Genomic DNA, 19,238 nt, shown 5'->3' with positions numbered 1-19,238 from the left:
GTTAATAAGAATTACTTGTCTTTCCAGTGCACCTTGGCGTCTTTAATAAAGGACAGCGTCACCATAATGTTGACGAAGAACAGCGGACATCCTCCGGCGATAATCGCGGTCTGAATCGGCTTCAACCCACCCAGCGCCAGCAGAACGATACCGATGATGCCGACCAGCACTGACCAGCCGATACGCACTAACAGAGGCGGCTCTTCACCATCGCGAACTTCACGACAGGTCGACATCGCCAGGGTGTAAGAGCAGGCGTTAATCAGCGTGACGGTGGCAATAAAGCAGAGGATGAAGAAGCCCCACATGGTGGCGGTGCTGAGCGGCAAGGCGGCCCAGGTTTCGATAATGGCGCGCGCCACGCCGTGTTGCTCAATCAGTTGCGGAATGTTGAGGATGTTTTTATCCATCAGCAGCAGCGTGTTGCTGCCCAGCACTGTCCACAGGATCCAGGTAGACGCGGTCAGGCCCATCACCATCCCGAAGCACAGTTCACGTACGGTACGACCACGGGAAATACGGGCCAGGAAGATACTCATCTGGATGGCGTAAATAACCCACCACGCCCAGTAGAAAACGGTCCAGCCCTGTGGGAAGCCGCCTTTACCGATGGCGTCGGTATAGAACAGCATCCGTGGCAGGTGCATTAACAGCATCCCGACGGAGTCGGTGAAGTAGTTCATGATGAAGCTGGCGCCGCTGACGATAAACACCCAGCCGAGCATCAGGAAGCTCAGGTAGCTACGCACATCGCTGGCGATTCTGACCCCTTTTTGCAGGCCGCAGGCCACGCAAATCGCGTTCAGAATGATCCAGCAGGTAATGATGATGGCATCCAATTGCAGCGTATGCGGAATACCGAACAGCCATTGCATACACTCGGTGACCAGCGGGGTAGCCAGACCGAGGCTGGTGCCCATCGCGAAGATCAGCGCCACCAGGTAGAAGTTATCGACGATGGTACCGAACAACCCTTTCGCATGCTTTTCACCGACGAGCGGTACCAACGTGGAGCTGGGGCGGATGACATCCATCTTGCGTACAAAGAAGAAGTAGGCGAAGGCCACGGAAAGGAAGCTATAGGTTGCCCACGGCAGCGGCCCCCAGTGGAACAGGCTGTACGCCAGACCTATCTCTTTCGCGCCTGTGGAATTTGGTTCCAGGCCGAACGGCGGGGTGGAGATATAGTAGTAGATCTCAATAGAGCCCCAGAACAGAACTGCAGCGGATGTACAGGAGGCGAACATCATGAAAATCCAGCTGGCGGTGCTAAACTCCGGTTTTTCGTCACCTAATCTCTTTTTGGCATAGGGGCCAAAAACCAGCCAGAACCAGCCGAAGAGCATGACAACCATATACCATTCAAATGCCCAACCCCAGACGTTGGTGACATAACTGAATACCGCATTAATAACGACGTTAGCGGCATCAAGATCTCTGACTGTTAGCCAGCAAAGTATCCCGACAATTATTAATGGCGGAAAAAAAACCTTCGGTTCAATTCCCGATTTTTTCTTTTCATTTTTCATAAGTGAATTCCAGTGTGAAAACGAAATTTATTTAGCGTGCCAGTCCATGAACGTTTGTTTATTTATTATTAATGATTTGTTGATAAGTTTTTAACCTCTGGGACGCCTCAATGAGTAACTCATGATGGGTATTCACTTCGGGTGATTCTGTTATCTTCGTCACACTTTTTTGCGTTGATTATTTTGTGTCTAAATTTTGATTTTTGCTTTATTTATCAATTGATTGGTTGTGGTTTTTTAACTTTTTTAAGTATCTGACGTTCAATATTGTTGAGCCAGCAAACAATATTGAAAATTTTCATATTTGGCATATTTCTTTCAATATTGGTGAGGTGCGTAACACTATTGAAAGTTACGAATATCAATGTGTGACATTTTCAATATTGGTGATTAAGGTTTTATTTCCGAATTAAAGAGCGTGATATCTGTATTTAACACCGCCGATATAAATACGTTTCCTTCATGATTTCTGGAGATGCAATGAAGATAATTACTTGCTACAAATGCGTACCTGATGAGCAGGATATTGCGATTAATAATGCTGACGGAACACTCGATTTCAGCAAAGCGGATAGCAAAATCAGCCAATATGATCTGAATGCAATTGAAGCTGCTTGCCAGTTAAAACAGCAGTTGGGAGACGCTCAGGTTGTCGCCATGAGCGTTGGCGGCAAAGCGCTGACTAATGCAAAAGGGCGCAAAGATGTCCTCTCTCGTGGCCCTGATGAACTGATTGTGGTCATCGACGATCAATTTGAGCAGGCACTGCCGCAACACACCGCTACCGCGCTGGCTGCCGCCGCGCAAAAATCAGGTTTCGATCTACTTATCTGCGGCGACGGTTCCTCCGATCTTTATGCTCAGCAGGTTGGTCTGCTGGTGGGCGAAGCGCTGAACATTCCGGCGATTAACGGCGTGAGTAAAATCCTCTCTCTTACCGACAGCACATTGACAGTAGAACGCGAACTGGAAGATGAAGTTGAAACGCTGAGCATCCCGCTCCCGGCGGTGATCGCGGTTTCCACCGACATCAACATCCCACAAATCCCTTCGATGAAAGCCATTCTTGGCGCGGCGAAAAAACCGGTTCAGGTCTGGTCGCCTGCGGATATCGGGCTGAACAGCGTATCCGCGTATTCCGCACAACAGGTTGCCGCACCGAAGCAGCGCGAGCGTCAGCGCGTGGTGATTGAAGGTGACGGTGAAGAACAAATCGCCGCGTTTGTCGAGAATCTGCGCAAAATCATTTAATTATCAGGGGATGTTATGAACAAATTTTCCAGTGTCTGGGTATTCAGCGATACCCCTTCTCGTCTGCCCGAACTGATGAGTGGCGCGCAGGCTGTAGGTGAAAAAGTTAACGCGTTCGTACTGAACGAAGCGGATAGCGCGACAGCATGTCATTTGGGCGCGGATCATGTCTGGCTGCTCAGCGGCAAACCAGAAGACCGCATGATCGAAGACTACGCTGCTGCGATGGCTGAGACTATTCGTCAGCATAGCGAGGGCGGCGCGGTGCTGCTGCCGAATACGCGTCGGGGCAAGCTGTTGGCGGCAAAGCTGGGCTATCGCTTGTCGGCTGCGGTTTCCAACGATGCCAGCGACGTCTCCCTGCAGGATGGAAAAGCGGCGGTTAAACATATGGTCTACGGCGGTCTGGCGATAGGGGCAGAAACCATCGCTTCGCCGTTTGCCGTGATCACACTCAGCAGCGGAACGTTTGACGCACAACAACCGGACACTTCTCGCAGCGGCGAGATGCACACCGTGCAGTGGCAGGCTCCGGCCACTGCCGTGACCCGCACCGCAACCCAGGCGCGTCAGAGCAACAGCGTTGACCTCGACAAAGCGCGTCTGGTGGTCAGCGTGGGACGCGGCATCGGCAGCAAAGAGAATATCTCGCTGGCCGAAGCGCTGTGCCAGACGATTGGCGCCGAGCTGGCCTGTTCCCGCCCTGTAGCGGAAAACGAGAAGTGGATGGAGCACGAGCGCTACGTCGGTATCTCCAACCTGATGCTCAAACCTGAACTGTATCTGGCAGTGGGGATCTCCGGGCAGATCCAACACATGGTCGGCGCCAACGGCGCGCAGACGATTTTCGCCATCAACAAAGATAAAAACGCGCCAATCTTCCAGTATGCGGATTTTGGCATCGTTGGCGATGCGCTGAAGATCCTGCCTGCGTTGACGGCTGCCTTAGCGCGATAAACCATTTCGGGCAGGATGCGAAGGTATCCTGCCGCTGACAGGAGTACGTATGTCCGAATATATCTTTGATGCCATCATCGTGGGTGCAGGTCTGGCCGGTTCGGTTGCGGCGCTGGTGCTTGCTCGCGAAGGTGCACAGGTGCTGGTTATCGAGCGCGGCAATTCTGCTGGCGCGAAGAATGTCACCGGTGGGCGTTTGTATGCACATAGCCTGGAACGCATCATTCCCGGCTTTGCGGATCAGGCCCCCATTGAACGCATGATCACCCACGAAAAACTCGCCTTTATGACCGACAACGGGGCGATGACGATGGATTATTGCAACGGCGAGGACGCCGCATCGTCGCAAGTTTCTTATTCCGTTTTGCGCAGTAAATTTGACGCCTGGCTGATGGAGCAGGCCGAAGAGGCGGGGGCGCAACTGATCACCGGTATTCGCGTGGATAACGTTGTTCAGCGTGATGGCAAAGTCGTGGGCGTGGAAGCCGATGGCGATATTCTGGAAGCCAAAGTCGTAATCCTCGCTGACGGGGTGAATTCTCTGCTGGCTGAAAAGCTGGGCATGGCCAAGCGTGTTGAGGCATCGCATGTTGCCGTCGGTGTGAAGGAACTGATCGAATTGCCGAAGTCGGTCATTGAAGATCGTTTCCAGCTACAGGGCAACGAAGGTGCCGCCTGTCTGTTTGCCGGGGCGCCAACCGATGGTCTGATGGGCGGTGGCTTCCTGTATACGAATGAAACAACCCTTTCCCTGGGGCTGGTCTGCGGACTTCATCATCTGAAAGACGCGAAAAAATCGGTCCCGCAAATGCTGGAGGATTTCAAACAGCATCCGGCAGTTGCGCCGCTGATCGCCGGTGGCAAGCTGGTGGAATATGCCGCGCACGTTGTACCCGAGGCGGGAATGAATATGCAGCCTGAACTGGTGGGCGATGGCGTACTGATTGCCGGAGACGCTGCCGGCATGTGTATGAACCTCGGCTTTACCATCCGGGGTATGGATCTCGCCATATCCGCAGGCGAAGCGGCGGCGAAGACGGTGCTTTCGGCGATGAAGCGCGACGATTTTAGCAAGCAGTCGCTGGGTGAATACCGTCAGCATCTGGACGAAGGTCCGATGCGCGATATGCGCATGTATCAGAAACTGCCAGCTTTTCTTGATAATCCCCGCATGTTTACCGCTTATCCCGAAATGGCGGTCAATATCGCGCGCGACCTGTTCACCGTGGATGGCTCCGCGCCGGTGCCGATGCGTAAAAAAATCCTGCGCCATGCGAAGAAAGTGGGCTTCATCAACCTGATGAAAGATGGCCTGAAAGGAGTGACCGTATTATGACATCTCCCGTCAATGTGGACGTCAAACTGGGCGTCAATAAGTTCAATGTGGATGAAGACAGCCCGCACATCATTCTCAAAACCGATCCTGATAAACAGGCGCTGGAGGTGCTGATTAAGGCCTGTCCGGCGGGACTGTATAAAAAGCAGGACGACGGCAGTGTTCGTTTTGATTACGCCGGGTGCCTGGAGTGCGGAACGTGCCGGATCCTCGGCCTTGATACGGCGCTGGAAAAATGGGAATACCCGCGCGGGACGTTTGGCGTGGAGTTCCGCTACGGCTAATAAGTACGAAGTTGTGCCCCCGTTGGCCGGATAAGATGCGGTAGCGTCGCCATCCGGCAAGCATGTGGCGCCAATGCCGGATGGCGGCGGAAACGCCTTATCCGGCCTACAGATGCGCTTTGCCCGTGTTGAAACAGGACATCACCATGCAGCAGCCCAGGAACTTTGATGACCTTAAATTCTCCTCCATTCATCGCAGAATTATGCTGTGGGGAAGCGGCGGCCCGTTCCTTGATGGCTACGTGCTGGTGATCATTGGCGTGGCGCTGGAACAACTGACGCCGCTATTGCACCTTGATGCTGAATGGATTGGCGCGCTCGGCGCGGCTACGCTTGCCGGACTGTTTATCGGCACCTCGTTGTTTGGCTATATTTGCGATAAAGTCGGGCGGCGTAAAATGTTCCTGCTTGATATTATCGCTATCGGCGTTATCTCCGTGGCGACCATGTTTGTTTCCACGCCGCTTGAATTACTGGTGATGCGCGTTTTAATTGGCATTGTTATCGGCGCGGATTACCCTATCGCCACTTCCATGATTACGGAGTTTTCCAACACCCGCCAGCGCGCGTTCTCCATCGGTTTTATCGCCGCGATGTGGTACGTCGGCGCGACCTGCGCCAACCTGGTGGGCTACTGGCTGTATGACATGGAAGGCGGCTGGCGTTGGATGCTTGGCAGCGCCTTTATCCCGTGCTTAATCATTTTGATTGGCCGCTTTGACCTGCCGGAATCGCCACGCTGGCTATTGCGAAAAGGACGGGTAAAAGAGTGCGAACAAATGATGATCAAACTGTTCGGCGAACCGGTCTGCTTTGACGATGAGCCGCCGCAGGAGACCCGCTTCCTGCAGTTGTTTAACCGCCGTCATTTTCCGTTTGTACTGTTCGTTGCGGCTATCTGGACCTGTCAGGTAATCCCGATGTTCGCTATCTATACCTTTGGGCCGCAGATCGTCGGGTTACTCGGCTGGGAGCAGGGGCGCAACGCGGCGCTCGGCAATGTGGTGATTAGCCTCTTTTTTATGCTGGGCTGTATACCGGCGATGTTCTGGCTAAACAGTATTGGCCGTCGCCCTCTGCTTATTGGCAGCTTCGCCATGATGACTATCGCGCTGGCGCTGCTGGGGCTGGTGTCAAATCTGGGCATCATACTGGTCGTGGTGGCGTTTGCGGTATACGCCTTCTTTTCCGGCGGACCGGGCATACTGCAATGGCTTTATCCTAATGAACTCTTCCCTACGGATATTCGCGCTTCGGCCGTGGGGGTCATCATGTCATTAAGCCGTATTGGAACTATTATATCCACCTGGGCATTACCGATTTTTATTACTCGTTACGGTATTAATAACGTCATGCTGATTGGCGCGTTGATTTCGTTAGTCGGGCTTGGCGTATCGGTGATGTTTGCTCCGGAAACTCGCGGCTTGACGCTAACACAGACCGGAAACATGACTTTGCGCGGAACGCCATCGGATAACCCTCGTTAAGAGTGTTCTGCATTTCTCCCTGCTTTTCGCCAATAACGCTACAGTTAACAGTCACATGCTAAAACAACTGAAAAGCAGGGAGAACACCATGCAAAAACGTCTTATGACCGCACTGTTTACCGCAGCAACACTATTCACCGTCGCAGGATGCTCTTCTAACCAGGCGGTTGAAACCACGGATGGCAAAACTATTGTCACCGACGGGAAACCCGAAGTCGATAACGATACCGGTATGGTGTCTTACAAAAACGCCGCCACCGGGAAAACCGAACAGATTAACCGCGATCAGCTGAAGAATATGAGCGAGCTGGATAATTAATTCAATTTTTTCTGGTTAGCCGCGCAATAATATTCTCTCTTTATGCGCATCCATTTATTCCCATGCGAATAAACGGATGCCTGAACAGGCAGGGACGCCGGAAAACGTCGAAATACGTTAGACCGTTCGCCCGCGTTCCCGCTTTCCCCACCGCGCTGCCCGCTTACATGAGGTTACACTCATCGACATTTCTCTGAACAGCGGCTCAACATTTCCCGGAGAAAAACATATCGCAGCGCATTTATCCTTATGATTAGGTATAAATGATGAGGTATAAGGAACAGGAGTCTGTAATGAAACTGAAACTAATACCTTTTTATTTGCTCGCGCTATTTTCTGCCGCCTCCGGGGCTACGGAGATAAACGCCTGCAAAGACCTGATCGGAACATGGAAAACCACGGCAGATAACCCGCCTTATACCATGACAATATTGCCGCCAGTAGAAAGCTGCGGGGAAAAATGTGTGAAACTGAACGTGCAGTATGAACTTGACGTGACTCACCGCAATGCGCTTTATTGCCATGAAGGACAAGAGGGGGTAAAAGGGCAGGGACCCATGGTGATAGCATTTGAAGGGGCGTATGGTGGACACGCTATTGGAACCTATAACCGACAGCTGCAATTACTTTGGGCTGGCGTAATACCGAAAAATAAAAAGGGGAAATGGATAACGAAAATGGAAAATTACTGGTTCAGGCAGGTAAAAGCGCACTAAATATTACCTTAAAACAGCCCGCAAAACCGTCTTATTCACGAAGGGCTTACTGCCTGCGCGCGCACATTCCAACGGCTTGCCTGCCCCGGATGAACTGTTGATAAAAAAGAGGGCCAGCATCTGTTTCCAGACGGCCCTGAGTGGATTGTGACGTAACATGGCACCTTGCTGGCGCTCTCTTATTATTTCATGCCAGTGCCATCGTTATGGCGCAATCAGAGCTTTATTTCGTCGCATCGTTATAAACTTCGGCAACGGCTTCAAAATTCGGACCATGCTCACGTGCAGCGATAATATGGTAATATTTTCCGCCTTTCGCATCGGCTAATTCTGACAGTTTTTCGCGTAGATCAGAGGGTGAGGAAATCTGCCCGCCACTCTGGGACACATTTATGGTGCCGACCTTAACCAGTTTGAAGTGGCTGATTTCTTGTTTAGAGACCTGCTCTGCCGCAAGTGTGCTGAATGAAGCAACCGTTGCCAGTAATGCGGCGGCAATAATGCGTTTTTTCATAGTTCTGTTCCTGTTGCATTGATGATAAGGTTTGCGCAATATCAGTAATCCGTAACGAAATTATTTATCCCCTTCATACTTCAGGTTGCTTATGTGTTGGCTACGGATTACTCGGCCCACCCATGGGCCTCGCCCTGACGGGCCGTCGCACGCGACGTTCAAATCTGCTCCCGGCAAATTTGTCGCTCACCTCAATCACATAATTATCTATGCTCCTGGGGACTCACTCCCTTGCCGCCTTTAAGCAACTCGAATTATTTTGGGTAATAACCTCGGTTGATTATCTGAAAATAGCCTTATTTGGTGTGACCGTTTTATATCTTGTTATAGTCACCTCTTTATGTTGTTGTCAATGTAAAATAATGCACTGCCAGCTAAAAAGAAACTTAACCCCCTGTAAATAATAGTTTTTATATTATTTCTTTTAATGGCGTAATTTTTATTGAATCACGCGGCAATACGCTAGTTTTATTCATAAGCAACATAACAGAATTGAGTTATGTTTTAATTTCCCAGCGTGATATTACCGGTTGTATGTCTATGGTTGCGCGGCCTGTTACTGATAGTGTTTCTTTCGGGGCGATTTTATTGTAGCGGCATAGGGTAATCACCGTAGTTGAAGGGAAAAGGCACGAACACAGAGCTATAGAGTATGTTTAATAATGTATTTTTTTATGAAGTAATGTCTGCAGTTGTATCTCTAAAATAAAAACAATGAACTTTTCATCTAAATAATTTTTCAATGAATTATGCTCATTTATTAATATATTTCTAATTTGAAATACAAATCAATTTATAACACATATTCTTACCCGGAAGGCATTGATACATATCCACGCTTCCTCGTACAGTAATAAATGAATATGTGATAAAGTTACTGACTACAGGTATAATAATATGAGTAATAAAAAAAATCTGTCCGCAGAAGAGACGGATCTTACGCGTAGGAAACTGTTAACCAGTGCCGGTATTCTTGCCGCAGGCGGTATGTTATCCGGCGCGGTAAAGGCTGATGAAAAATGCGCCGTCAAGGCGAAACCGGCGTGGGATAAACCGTTTACTGGCGAAATCCCGGAAAAATTGCCAGAAGGATATAATATTCTGTTAGTCGTGACCGACCAGGAGCGTTTTTTTCCTACGTTTCCTTTCCCGGTACCCGGCAGAGAGCGGCTCATGAAAACGGGGGTGACATTCTGTAATCATCAGAATACCAGTAATGTCTGTACGCCTTCCCGCTCCGTATTGTATACCGGCTTACATATGCCCCAGACAAAGATGTTTGATAATCTGGGATTACCCTGGATGCCTTATGACCTTGACCCCGCTCTTGGAACCACAGGTCATATGATGCGGGAACTGGGATACTATACGGCCTATAAAGGTAAGTGGCATCTTACAGAAAAACTGGAGAAGCCTTTGCCTGACGAAAAAGATGAGGATATTGATGTCGGTGATATTCCTGAACCAGAATTACATAAAATTATGGAAAAATATGGTTTTGCTGACTATCACGGCATCGGCGATATTATAGGCCATAGTAAAGGCGGCTATTTTTATGATTCAACCACCACGGCTCAGACTATAAATTGGTTAAGATGCAAGGGGCAGCCCTTGAATGACCAACACAAGCCCTGGTTCCTGGCCGTTAACCTCGTTAATCCTCATGACGTCATGTTTATTGATACCGATAAAGAGGGAGAAAAGATACAGTGGCGTGGCGAGTTGGATCAGGATGATAATACCCTGGCGCCCACGCAGCCGCCGGAAAACGAGCTTTATCAGGCAAGCTGGCCGAACTATCCGCTGCCGGCAAACAGGCATCAATCATTCAATGAGCAGGGAAGACCGCCGGCGCATCTTGAATACCAGACGGCGCGCGCTGCGCTGGAAGGGCAGTTTCCTGATGAAGATCGTCGTTGGCGTAAACTGCTTGACTACTATTTCAACTGTATCCGCGATTGTGATACTCACCTTGACCGGATATTAAATGAACTTGATGCCCTCAAGTTAACTGATAAAACGATTGTTGTATTTACTGCCGATCATGGCGAATTAGGCGGAAGCCATCAGATGCACGGTAAAGGCGCTTCCGTTTATAAAGAACAGATCCATGTACCGATGATTATTTCCCACCCGGCGTACCCCGGTAATAAGAAATGTCAGGCGTTGACCTGTCATCTTGATATCGCGCCGACATTAGTTGGACTGACCGGTTTGCCGGAAGAAAAACAGCACCAGGCGTTAGGCAACCGCAAAGGTGTTAATTTTAGCGGATTGCTAAAAAATCCGGAGGGCGTTGCGGTTAATGCGGTGAGAAATGCCAGCTTATATTGCTATGGCATGATCTTGTATACCGATGCCCATTATCTCCACCGCGTTATCGCGCTACAAAGAGATAAACAAAAAACGGTGGCGCAAATCAAGCAGGAAATATCCCATCTGCATCCTGATTTTAGCCATCGTTCAGGGACGCGCATGATTAACGATGGCCGTTATAAGTTTGCGCGTTATTTCTCGCTAAGGGAGCATAATACGCCGGAAACCTGGGAGGATCTTATTAAGTACAACGATCTTGAACTTTACGATCTTAAAAATGATCCCGATGAGAACCATAACCTTGCTGCTGATAAACAGAAATATCAGGATCTCATTCTTACGATGAATGAAAAACTGAATAAAATTATCAAGGACGAAATTGGCGTGGATGACGGCAGTTTTATGCCGGATGCGGCCCATGAGCCGTGGGATCTTACTATTGAGCAGTTTAACCGCATGGCGAAAGATTAAGTGCCTGGCCCATTAGGCTATTTTATTCGCCATTTTGGGACCGGGCAGTGCTCAAAATCCTCACGTACTACGTGTACGCTCCGGTTTCTGCGCGCTGGTCGGCCCCAAACTGGCTTCAACAATTACGCCTACTGGGCCAGGCTCTAAGTACCTGACCCATTAGGTTAATTTATGCGTCGGCGATCTGGCATCCAGCGTGTCTGGAGGTTCAGATGCTGTTGGCGCTGCGCTTATTGGGCCTGTGTCATCATGTAATGGATTGATATTACAGTCATTACAGGAAAATTTAGCGCAGCGCCGCCCGACAAGAAGGCCTTAAACCGATTGGTCAGCGATTTAAGACTGCTATCATCACCGACCTTTCCACACCGGATCGCGCTTTTCCGCAAACGCCTGCGGCCCTTCGAGAGCGCCTTCCTGGTGCAGGATGGCGTCAACTCCTTGCGGGCGTTAATTCAATTTTTTCTGGTTAGCCGCTCAATAATATTCACTATTAGCCTGGCGAATTTGTCACTACACTTTGTGATAAAAAACAGATCATCACAGGCTAATCATGATCCTCATTATTTATGCGCATCCGTATCCGCATCATTCTCATGCGAATAAGCGGATGCTTGAACAGGCAGGGACGCTGGAAAACGTCGAAATACGTTCGCTTTATCACCTCTATCCCGATTTCAATATTGACGTTGCCGCCGAACAGGAGGCGCTGTCGCGCGCGAGTCTTATCGTCTGGCAGCATCCGATGCAGTGGTATAGCGTCCCTCCTTTACTCAAATTATGGATGGATAAAGTCCTCACCCACGGCTGGGCTTACGGTCATGGCGGTACGGCATTGCACGGTAAACATCTGCTGTGGGCGGTAACGACCGGCGGTGGTGAAAACCATTTTACTATCGGTTCACATCCGGGATTTGACGTCCTTTCTCAGCCGCTACAGGCGACGGCGCTCTATTGCGGCCTCAAATGGCTGCCGCCGTTTGCCATGCACTGCACGTTCATTTGCGATGACGACACCTTACAGGCGCAGGCGCGTCAGTATAAACAGCGTTTACTGGCATGGCAGGAGGTGAATCATGGATAGCCATACTCTACTGCAGGCGCTGATCTATCTTGGTTCGGCGGCGCTGATTGTGCCGATTGCGGTACGTTTGGGCTTAGGATCGGTGCTGGGGTATCTGATTGCGGGTTGCATTATCGGCCCCTGGGGGCTACGGCTGGTAACGGACGCCGAATCTATTCTGCATTTTGCGGAAATCGGCGTCGTGCTGATGTTGTTTGTTATTGGGCTTGAGCTGGACCCGCAACGGTTATGGAAGCTGCGCGCCTCGGTATTTGGCGGCGGCGCGTTACAGATGGTGGTCTGCGGCGGACTGATTGGTCTGTTCTGTATGTTTCTTGGCCTGCGTTGGCAGGTGGCGGAACTGATTGGCATGACGCTGGCGCTTTCGTCCACGGCTATTGCCATGCAGGCAATGAATGAGCGTAACCTGACCGTTTCACAAGTAGGACGTAGCGCATTCGCAGTGCTCTTGTTCCAGGATATCGCGGCGATCCCGCTGGTGGCGATGATTCCTCTGCTGGCCGCCAGCGGCGCATCCACCACGCTTGGCGCGTTTGCGCTGTCGGCGTTGAAAGTCGCAGGCGCGTTGGCGCTGGTGGTGCTGCTGGGACGCTACGTTACGCGCCCGGCGCTGCGCTTTGTCGCGCGTTCTGGTTTGCGGGAAGTGTTCAGCGCCGTGGCGCTATTTCTGGTGTTTGGTTTCGGCCTGTTGCTGGAAGAGGTTGGGCTGTCAATGGCGATGGGCGCGTTTCTGGCGGGCGTTCTGCTGGCGAGTTCGGAATATCGTCATGCGCTGGAAAGCGATATTGAACCCTTTAAGGGGTTGCTGCTGGGGCTGTTCTTTATTGGCGTCGGCATGTCGATTGATTTCGGCACGCTGGTGGAGAATCCGCTGCGCATTCTGCTGTTGTTGGCCGGTTTTCTGGCAATCAAAATCGTCATGCTGTGGCTGGTCGCGAGGCCGCTGGGCGTACCGGCAAAACAGCGTCGCTGGTTTGCCGTCTTATTAGGCCAGGGAAGTGAGTTTGCGTTTGTGGTTTTTGGCGCGGCGCAAATGGCGGATGTACTTGAGCCGGAATGGGCAAAAGCGCTGACGCTGGCGGTCGCGCTGTCGATGGCGGCTACGCCGATTTTTCTGGTGCTGCTGACGCGCATGGAGAAGACCGCGACGGGTGAAGCGCGCGAGGCGGATGAAATCGACGAAGAGCAACCGCGGGTTATTGTGGCCGGGTTTGGACGATTTGGTCAGATAGCCGGGCGTTTGCTGCTGTCGAGCGGGGTGAAGATGGTGGTGCTCGATCACGACCCCGATCATATCGAAACGCTGCGTAAATTCGGCATGAAGGTTTTTTATGGCGACGCGACGCGTATGGATTTACTGGAATCTGCCGGAGCGGCGAAGGCGGAGGTATTGATTAACGCCATTGACGATCCGCAAACCAATTTGCAACTGAGTGAACTGGTGAAGTCGCATTTCCCGCATCTGCAGATTATCGCCCGTGCCCGTGATGTCGATCATTATATTCGCCTGCGCCAGGCTGGTGTGGCGATGCCCGAACGTGAAACCTTCGAAGGCGCGCTCAAAAGCGGACGACAGGCGCTGGAAGCGCTGGGGCTGGGACGTTATGAAGCCCGCGAGCGCGCGGATCTGTTCCGTCATTTTAATACCCGGATGGTGGAAGAGATGGCGAAAGGGGAAAACGATCCGTTATCTCGCGCCGCCGCCTATAAACGTACCAGCGCGATGTTGAGCGAAATTATTACCGAGGACCGGGAGCATCTGTCGTTGATTCAGCGCCACGGCTGGCAGGGAACGGCTGAGGGCAAACATTCCGGGGAGGCCGCTGATGAACCCGAGGTCAAACCGTCAATCTAAAGTAAAAAATGTGATGTTCTGCAAACTTTACTGCTAATTGGCTGTTTTTGAACTACTGTAATGCTGGCGCTCCACACCAAATGAGTGGCGTCGCCAGCAGAACGAAAAATTTTCGTGCTCATCCTCTTTTCGTCAGTCGACGAAAGATTGCGCTTTACGTATAGTGGCGGCAATTTTTTTTGTATCAGGAAATAATTAATGATCAGTCTGATTGCGGCGTTAGCGGTGGATCGCGTCATCGGTATGGAAAACGCCATGCCGTGGAACCTGCCTGCCGATCTCGCCTGGTTTAAACGTAACACGTTAAATAAACCTGTCGTCATGGGACGTCACACCTGGGAGTCCATCGGACGCCCCTTACCGGGACGTAAAAATATTGTTATCAGCAGCCAGCCGGGCACCGACGATCGCGTGCAGTGGGTGAAGTCTGTCGATGAGGCGATTGCCGCTTGCGGCGATGCGCCGGAAATTATGGTCATTGGCGGCGGGCGCGTGTACGAGCAGTTCCTGCCAAAGGCGCAGAAGCTTTATCTGACGCATATTGATGCGGAAGTCGAAGGCGATACCCATTTTCCGGATTATGAACCGGATGACTGGGAATCGGTATTCAGTGAGTTTCACGATGCCGACGCGCAGAATTCTCACAGCTATTGTTTCGAGATTCTGGAACGTCGTTAACGCTGTAGTGCCGGATGGCGGCGAAACGCCTTATCCGGCCTACTCTTGAGCCAGATGTAGCCGGATGTAGGCCTGATAAGCGTAGCGCCATCAGGCATAAATCTATCAGGCGTTGACCGCTTCGCCTTCGCCCATATCCATCTGGCGGTTTGACGGCTGCACAAAATACTGTTTATCTTCCCAGCGTAAACAGGTCAACTCCCCGCCCCAGCAGCAGCCGGTATCCAGCGCGTAAATACCTTCCGGCGTCCCTTTCCCTTCCAGCGACGCCCAGTGCCCAAACGCAATACTGTAAGCCTCGCTCACCGGCCCCGGAATGGCGAACCACGGCTTCAGCGGCGCAGGGGCATTTTCCGGCGACGCTTTGCTGTACATATCCAGTTGACCGTTAGGAAAGCAGTAACGCATACGGGTAAAAGCATTAGTAATAAAGCGTAGCCGCGCCAGACCGCTTAACTCCGGCGACCAGTTATTTGGCATATCGCCATACATCGCGTCGAGGAAAAACGGGTACGAGTCGCTCGACAGCACCGCTTCAACATCGCGGGCGCACTCTTTTGCCGTCTGCAAATCCCACTGCGGGGTAATACCCGCATGCGCCATGACCAGCTTTTTCTCTTCATCTACCTGCAACAGCGGCTGACGGCGTAACCAATTCAACAGCTCATCGGCGTCCGGCGCTTCAAGAAGCGGGGTCAGCCGGTCTTTAGGTTTGTTGCGGCTAATCCCGGCGAATACGGCCAACAGGTGTAAATCGTGATTCCCCAGCACCAAACGCACGCTATTGCCAAGCGATTTGACGTAGCGTAACACGTCCAGCGAACCGGGACCGCGGGCGACCAAATCGCCAGTCAGCCATAGAGTGTCTGTATCTGGCGTAAATTCCACTTGCTGTAATAAGGCGATCAGTTCGTCGTAGCAACCGTGAACGTCGCCGATGAGATAAGTTGCCATTGTTATAATTTTAGTGAATGAGTGTAGGGACGGCGAGTCGAAACACGGGAATGTCGATGGTAAAGGCGTCGCCATTTTCATCGATCATTTCGTAATGACCTTGCATGGTGCCCAGCGGCGTTTCAATTACCGCGCCGCTGGTGTACTGATACTCTTCGCCAGGCGCAATGCGCGGCTGGACGCCAACCACACCTTCGCCCTGGACTTCAGTTTCACGGCCATGACCATTGGTAATCAGCCAGTAGCGGCCCAATAGCTGCACTGGCGCCCGGCCCAGATTGCGGATGGTTACGGTATAGGCAAAAACGTAACGTTCATCGTCAGGTGAGGATTGCGCCTCAATGTAGACGCTTTGCACCTGAATACACACTCTGGGCGAATTGATCATGTTTAACTCTCCTTCAAAGGCGCGTTTTCCGACAGATAGTTGGCCATCTGGCAGTACTGCGCGACAGAGATATTTTCCGCGCGCATTGCCGGGTCAATACCCATTTCCGTTAACGTCTCAACGCTAAAAAGATTGCCGAGACTGTTACGGATCGTTTTACGGCGCTGGTTAAAGGCCTCGGTGGTAATACGGCTCAACACGCGAATATCTTTAACCGGGTAAGGCATTGTTGCGTGTGGAACCAGACGCACCACGGCGGAGTCCACTTTGGGCGGCGGCGTGAAGGCGGATGGCGGCACTTCAAGCACCGGGATCACCTGACAGTAATATTGCGCCATCACGCTTAAACGACCATACGCTTTGCTGTTCGGCCCTGCAACCAGACGATTTACCACTTCTTTTTGCAACATAAAGTGCATGTCGGCAATGGCATCAGTATAGCTAAAGAGATGGAACATCAGCGGGGTGGAGATATTATAGGGCAGATTGCCGAACACACGCAGCGGTTGGCCCAACTGCGCAGACAGTTCGCCAAAGTTCATGGTCATGGCGTCCTGCTGATAAATAGTCAGCTTCGGCCCTAAAAACGGATGGGTTTGCAAACGCGCCGCCAGATCGCGGTCAAGTTCAATGACCGTGAGCTTATCCAGTCGTTCGCCGACCGGCTCCGTCAGCGCCGCCAGGCCGGGGCCGATTTCAACCATCGCCTGGCCTTTTTGCGGATTAATAGCAGAAACAATACTGTCGATCACAAACCGATCGTTGAGAAAGTTTTGCCCGAAGCGTTTACGGGCTAAATGGCCCTGATGGACTCGATTATTCATTGGGTATTAACAATCATTTTGATGGCGAGATTAAGCGCCGTAATAAAACTGCCGACATCCGCTTTTCCACGGCCCGCCAGTTCAAGCGCGGTGCCGTGGTCAACGGAGGTTCGAATAAAAGGTAGGCCGAGCGTAATATTCACTCCCCGACCGAATCCCTGGTATTTTAGCACGGGCAGGCCCTGATCGTGGTACATCGCCAGCACCGCGTCGGCATTATCGAGATATTTGGGCTGAAACAGCGTATCAGCAGGTAGCGGCCCGTTGAGTTTCATTCCCTGCGCCCGCAGCTCGTCGAGCACCGGAATGATGGTGTCTATCTCTTCCGTGCCCATATGACCGCCTTCGCCCGCGTGCGGATTCAGGCCACAGACAAGAATGCGCGGTTCGGCAATACCAAATTTGGTCCGCAAATCGTGATGCAAAATAGCAATCACTTCGTGCAAAAGCGCAGGGGTGATGGCGTCTGCAATCGCCCGTAGCGGCAGATGCGTGGTCGCCAGCGCCACGCGAAGTTCTTCGGTTGCCAGCATCATCACGACTTTTTTCGCCTGCGAACGCTCTTCGAAAAACTCGGTATGACCGGTAAACGGAATGCCTGCGTCGTTAATAACGCCTTTGTGCACGGGGCCTGTGATCAGCGCGGCAAATTCACCGTTCAGACAGCCATCACACGCTCGCGCCAGCGTCTCTACCACGTAGGGGCCATTTTCTACCGTCAACTGACCGGGGATGGCAGGCGCGCGCAGCGAGACCGGCAATAGGGTCAGCGTTCCCGCGGGCTGCGGCGCAGCGGGGACATCAGGCGAGTAAGGGAGAAGCGAGAGGGGCAGGCCGAGCATGGCGGCCCGCTCCGTCAGGAGCGCGCCGTCCGCACAGACGACCAGTTCAATCGGCCACGCGCGTTGCGCCAGTTGGACGACAAGATCGGGGCCAATCCCGGCGGGTTCGCCGGGAGTGATAACAACGCGTTGCGCACTGCTCATTAGTTACTCAAAATCTTAACGTAAGCGCTGGCGCGCTGTTCTTGCATCCAGGTCGCCGCTTCTTCTGAGAACTTACGGTTCATCAGCATACGATAAGCGCGATCTTTCTGCGCCGCATCGGTTTTGTCTACCTTACGCGTATCCAGCAATTCGATCAGATGCCAGCCGAAAGAGGAGTGTACCGGCGCGCTTATTTGGCCTTTATGCAGCTTCGTCAGCGCGTCGCGGAACGCCGGATCGAAAATATCTGGCGTAGCCCAACCCAAATCACCGCCCTGGTTAGCGGAGCCCGGATCCTGAGAGTACTCTTTCGCCGCAGCGGCAAAGGTGGTTTTACCACTCTTAATGTCAGCCGCGATTTCTTCCAGCTTCAGGCGCGCCTGCTGATCGTTCATGATCGGCGACGGCTTAAGCAGAATATGACGAGCGTGAACTTCGGTCACGGAGATACTCTGGCTCTGACCGCGCAGGTCGTTTACTTTCAGAATGTGGAAACCGACGCCGGAGCGAATCGGGCCGACAATGTCGCCTTTCTTCGCGGTGCTCAGCGCCTGGGCGAAAATCCCCGGCAGCTCCTGGATACGGCCCCAGCCCATCTGACCGCCTTTTAGCGCCTGCTGGTCGGCAGAGTAGGTAATCGCCAGTTTGCCGAAATCTGCGCCGTTACGCGCTTCTTCAACAATGCTTTCCGCCTGGCGCTGCGCGTCGTTAACCTGCTCGGAGGTTGGGTTTTCCGGCAGAGCAATCAGGATATGGCTCAGGTTCAGCTCGGTGCTGGCATCGTTTTGGGTGCCAATCTGTTTTGCCAGCGCGTCAACTTCTTGCGGCAAAACGGTGATACGGCGACGAACCTCATTGTTGCGCACTTCAGAGATAATCATCTCTTTACGAATCTGGTTACGGTAGGTTGAATAGTTCAGTCCATCGTAAGCCAGACGGCTGCGCATCTGATCCATCGTCATATTGTTTTGTTTGGCGATGTTGGCGATGGCCTGATCCAACTGCTCATCCGTGATCTTCACCCCCATCTTCTGACCCATCTGCAGGATAATTTGATCCATAATCAAACGTTCCAGGATCTGGTGACGCAGCGTGGCGTCGTCCGGAAGCTGCTGACCTGCCTGACCCGCGTTGAGTTTGACTGATTGCATTAAGCCATCAACGTCGCTTTCCAGCACGACGCCATTATTGACGACGGCTGCGACTTTATCGACTACCTGGGGGGCAGCGAAACTGGTATTCGCGATCATGGCGATACCGAGAAGCAGCGTTTTCCAGTTCTTCATACT

General features: G+C 52.0%; 18 protein-coding genes and 1 pseudogene. 11 read left to right on the top strand and 8 right to left on the bottom strand.

Going from position 1 to position 19,238, the window contains the following annotated elements; genetic code table 11:
• Positions 1-11: 11 nt before the first annotated feature.
• The gene (gene caiT / locus ACLJRS_RS20335; protein WP_000787073.1) at positions 12-1,529 is read right to left on the bottom strand and encodes an L-carnitine/gamma-butyrobetaine antiporter; all 1,518 of its coding nucleotides are present in this window, start codon (positions 1,527-1,529) and stop codon (positions 12-14) included.
• 480 nt (positions 1,530-2,009) lie between these two features.
• Between caiT and ACLJRS_RS20330 the strand changes: the two genes are divergently transcribed.
• From ACLJRS_RS20330 to ACLJRS_RS20300, 7 genes are all read left to right on the top strand, one after another.
• A complete protein-coding gene (locus ACLJRS_RS20330) occupies positions 2,010-2,780 on the top strand; it encodes an electron transfer flavoprotein FixA (protein ID WP_000692183.1) in 771 nt (256 codons plus the stop codon).
• Between the two features lie 15 nt (positions 2,781-2,795).
• Complete coding sequence (locus tag ACLJRS_RS20325) at positions 2,796-3,737, top strand: electron transfer flavoprotein subunit alpha/FixB family protein (RefSeq protein WP_001032190.1); 942 nt, start codon at positions 2,796-2,798, stop codon at positions 3,735-3,737.
• 49 nt (positions 3,738-3,786) lie between these two features.
• The gene (locus ACLJRS_RS20320) at positions 3,787-5,073 is read left to right on the top strand and encodes an FAD-dependent oxidoreductase (RefSeq protein WP_410957889.1); all 1,287 of its coding nucleotides are present in this window, start codon (positions 3,787-3,789) and stop codon (positions 5,071-5,073) included.
• On the top strand, positions 5,070-5,357 hold the full coding sequence (gene fixX, locus ACLJRS_RS20315) for a ferredoxin-like protein FixX (RefSeq protein WP_000203736.1): 288 nt from the start codon (positions 5,070-5,072) through the stop codon (positions 5,355-5,357). Before ACLJRS_RS20320 ends, fixX begins: the two co-directional genes overlap by 4 nt.
• Positions 5,358-5,503: 146 nt before the next feature.
• On the top strand, positions 5,504-6,844 hold the full coding sequence (locus ACLJRS_RS20310; RefSeq protein ID WP_001670709.1) for an MFS transporter: 1,341 nt from the start codon (positions 5,504-5,506) through the stop codon (positions 6,842-6,844).
• Between the two features lie 88 nt (positions 6,845-6,932).
• Positions 6,933-7,163 carry a YgdI/YgdR family lipoprotein gene (locus ACLJRS_RS20305; RefSeq protein WP_001172089.1) on the top strand — a complete coding sequence of 77 codons (231 nt, stop codon included), beginning with the start codon at positions 6,933-6,935 and terminating at the stop codon, positions 7,161-7,163.
• 299 nt (positions 7,164-7,462) lie between these two features.
• Positions 7,463-7,879: a hypothetical protein gene (locus tag ACLJRS_RS20300; protein ID WP_161970902.1), complete on the top strand. Its 417-nt coding sequence runs from the start codon at positions 7,463-7,465 to the stop codon at positions 7,877-7,879.
• Positions 7,880-8,102: 223 nt separating this feature from the next.
• Here the strand turns inward: ACLJRS_RS20300 and srfN are convergent, their stop codons facing one another.
• A complete protein-coding gene (srfN, locus tag ACLJRS_RS20295; protein ID WP_000745961.1) occupies positions 8,103-8,393 on the bottom strand; it encodes a DUF1471 family virulence protein SrfN in 291 nt (96 codons plus the stop codon).
• Positions 8,394-9,290: 897 nt separating this feature from the next.
• On the opposite strand from srfN, the gene ACLJRS_RS20290 reads away from it, so the two are divergent.
• Positions 9,291-11,180: a sulfatase-like hydrolase/transferase gene (locus ACLJRS_RS20290; protein ID WP_000066312.1), complete on the top strand. Its 1,890-nt coding sequence runs from the start codon at positions 9,291-9,293 to the stop codon at positions 11,178-11,180.
• A gap of 351 nt (positions 11,181-11,531) precedes the next feature.
• Here ACLJRS_RS20290 and ACLJRS_RS20285 read toward each other — a convergent pair.
• Positions 11,532-11,612: pseudogene (locus tag ACLJRS_RS20285) on the bottom strand (hypothetical protein); the annotation flags it as partial.
• Between the two features lie 121 nt (positions 11,613-11,733).
• Here ACLJRS_RS20285 and kefF point away from each other — a divergent pair.
• The 3 genes from kefF (at position 11,734) to folA (ending at position 14,797) form a co-directional block, all read left to right on the top strand.
• Complete coding sequence (gene kefF / locus ACLJRS_RS20280; RefSeq protein WP_000600710.1) at positions 11,734-12,264, top strand: glutathione-regulated potassium-efflux system oxidoreductase KefF; 531 nt, start codon at positions 11,734-11,736, stop codon at positions 12,262-12,264.
• Positions 12,257-14,119 carry a glutathione-regulated potassium-efflux system protein KefC gene (gene kefC, locus ACLJRS_RS20275; protein WP_000377163.1) on the top strand — a complete coding sequence of 621 codons (1,863 nt, stop codon included), beginning with the start codon at positions 12,257-12,259 and terminating at the stop codon, positions 14,117-14,119. Before kefF ends, kefC begins: the two co-directional genes overlap by 8 nt.
• Positions 14,120-14,317: 198 nt before the next feature.
• Positions 14,318-14,797, top strand: coding sequence for a type 3 dihydrofolate reductase (gene folA, locus ACLJRS_RS20270; protein WP_000624379.1), 480 nt, complete (start codon positions 14,318-14,320; stop codon positions 14,795-14,797).
• A gap of 105 nt (positions 14,798-14,902) precedes the next feature.
• Here the strand turns inward: folA and apaH are convergent, their stop codons facing one another.
• Genes apaH through surA form a run of 5 tightly spaced genes read right to left on the bottom strand, consistent with a single transcriptional unit; the run spans position 14,903 to position 19,235 of the window.
• Positions 14,903-15,751 (bottom strand): bis(5'-nucleosyl)-tetraphosphatase (symmetrical) ApaH, encoded by an 849-nt coding sequence (gene apaH, locus ACLJRS_RS20265; protein WP_000257211.1) that lies wholly within the window; start codon positions 15,749-15,751, stop codon positions 14,903-14,905.
• A 10-nt stretch (positions 15,752-15,761) separates the two neighbouring features.
• A complete protein-coding gene (gene apaG, locus ACLJRS_RS20260; RefSeq protein ID WP_000610894.1) occupies positions 15,762-16,139 on the bottom strand; it encodes a Co2+/Mg2+ efflux protein ApaG in 378 nt (125 codons plus the stop codon).
• 2 nt (positions 16,140-16,141) lie between these two features.
• Positions 16,142-16,963, bottom strand: coding sequence for a 16S rRNA (adenine(1518)-N(6)/adenine(1519)-N(6))-dimethyltransferase RsmA (gene rsmA / locus ACLJRS_RS20255; RefSeq protein ID WP_001065397.1), 822 nt, complete (start codon positions 16,961-16,963; stop codon positions 16,142-16,144).
• Positions 16,960-17,949 carry a 4-hydroxythreonine-4-phosphate dehydrogenase PdxA gene (gene pdxA, locus ACLJRS_RS20250; protein ID WP_000093001.1) on the bottom strand — a complete coding sequence of 330 codons (990 nt, stop codon included), beginning with the start codon at positions 17,947-17,949 and terminating at the stop codon, positions 16,960-16,962. The genes rsmA and pdxA overlap by 4 nt, the downstream gene beginning before the upstream one ends.
• The gene (surA, locus tag ACLJRS_RS20245) at positions 17,949-19,235 is read right to left on the bottom strand and encodes a peptidylprolyl isomerase SurA (RefSeq protein ID WP_000800482.1); all 1,287 of its coding nucleotides are present in this window, start codon (positions 19,233-19,235) and stop codon (positions 17,949-17,951) included. Before surA ends, pdxA begins: the two co-directional genes overlap by 1 nt.
• Positions 19,236-19,238: the final 3 nt, after the last annotated feature.

Source organism: Salmonella sp. SAL00670 (genome assembly GCF_046552235.1).
Classification (GTDB): domain Bacteria; phylum Pseudomonadota; class Gammaproteobacteria; order Enterobacterales; family Enterobacteriaceae; genus Salmonella; species Salmonella enterica.
This window is presented reverse-complemented; position numbering and strand designations above follow the sequence as displayed.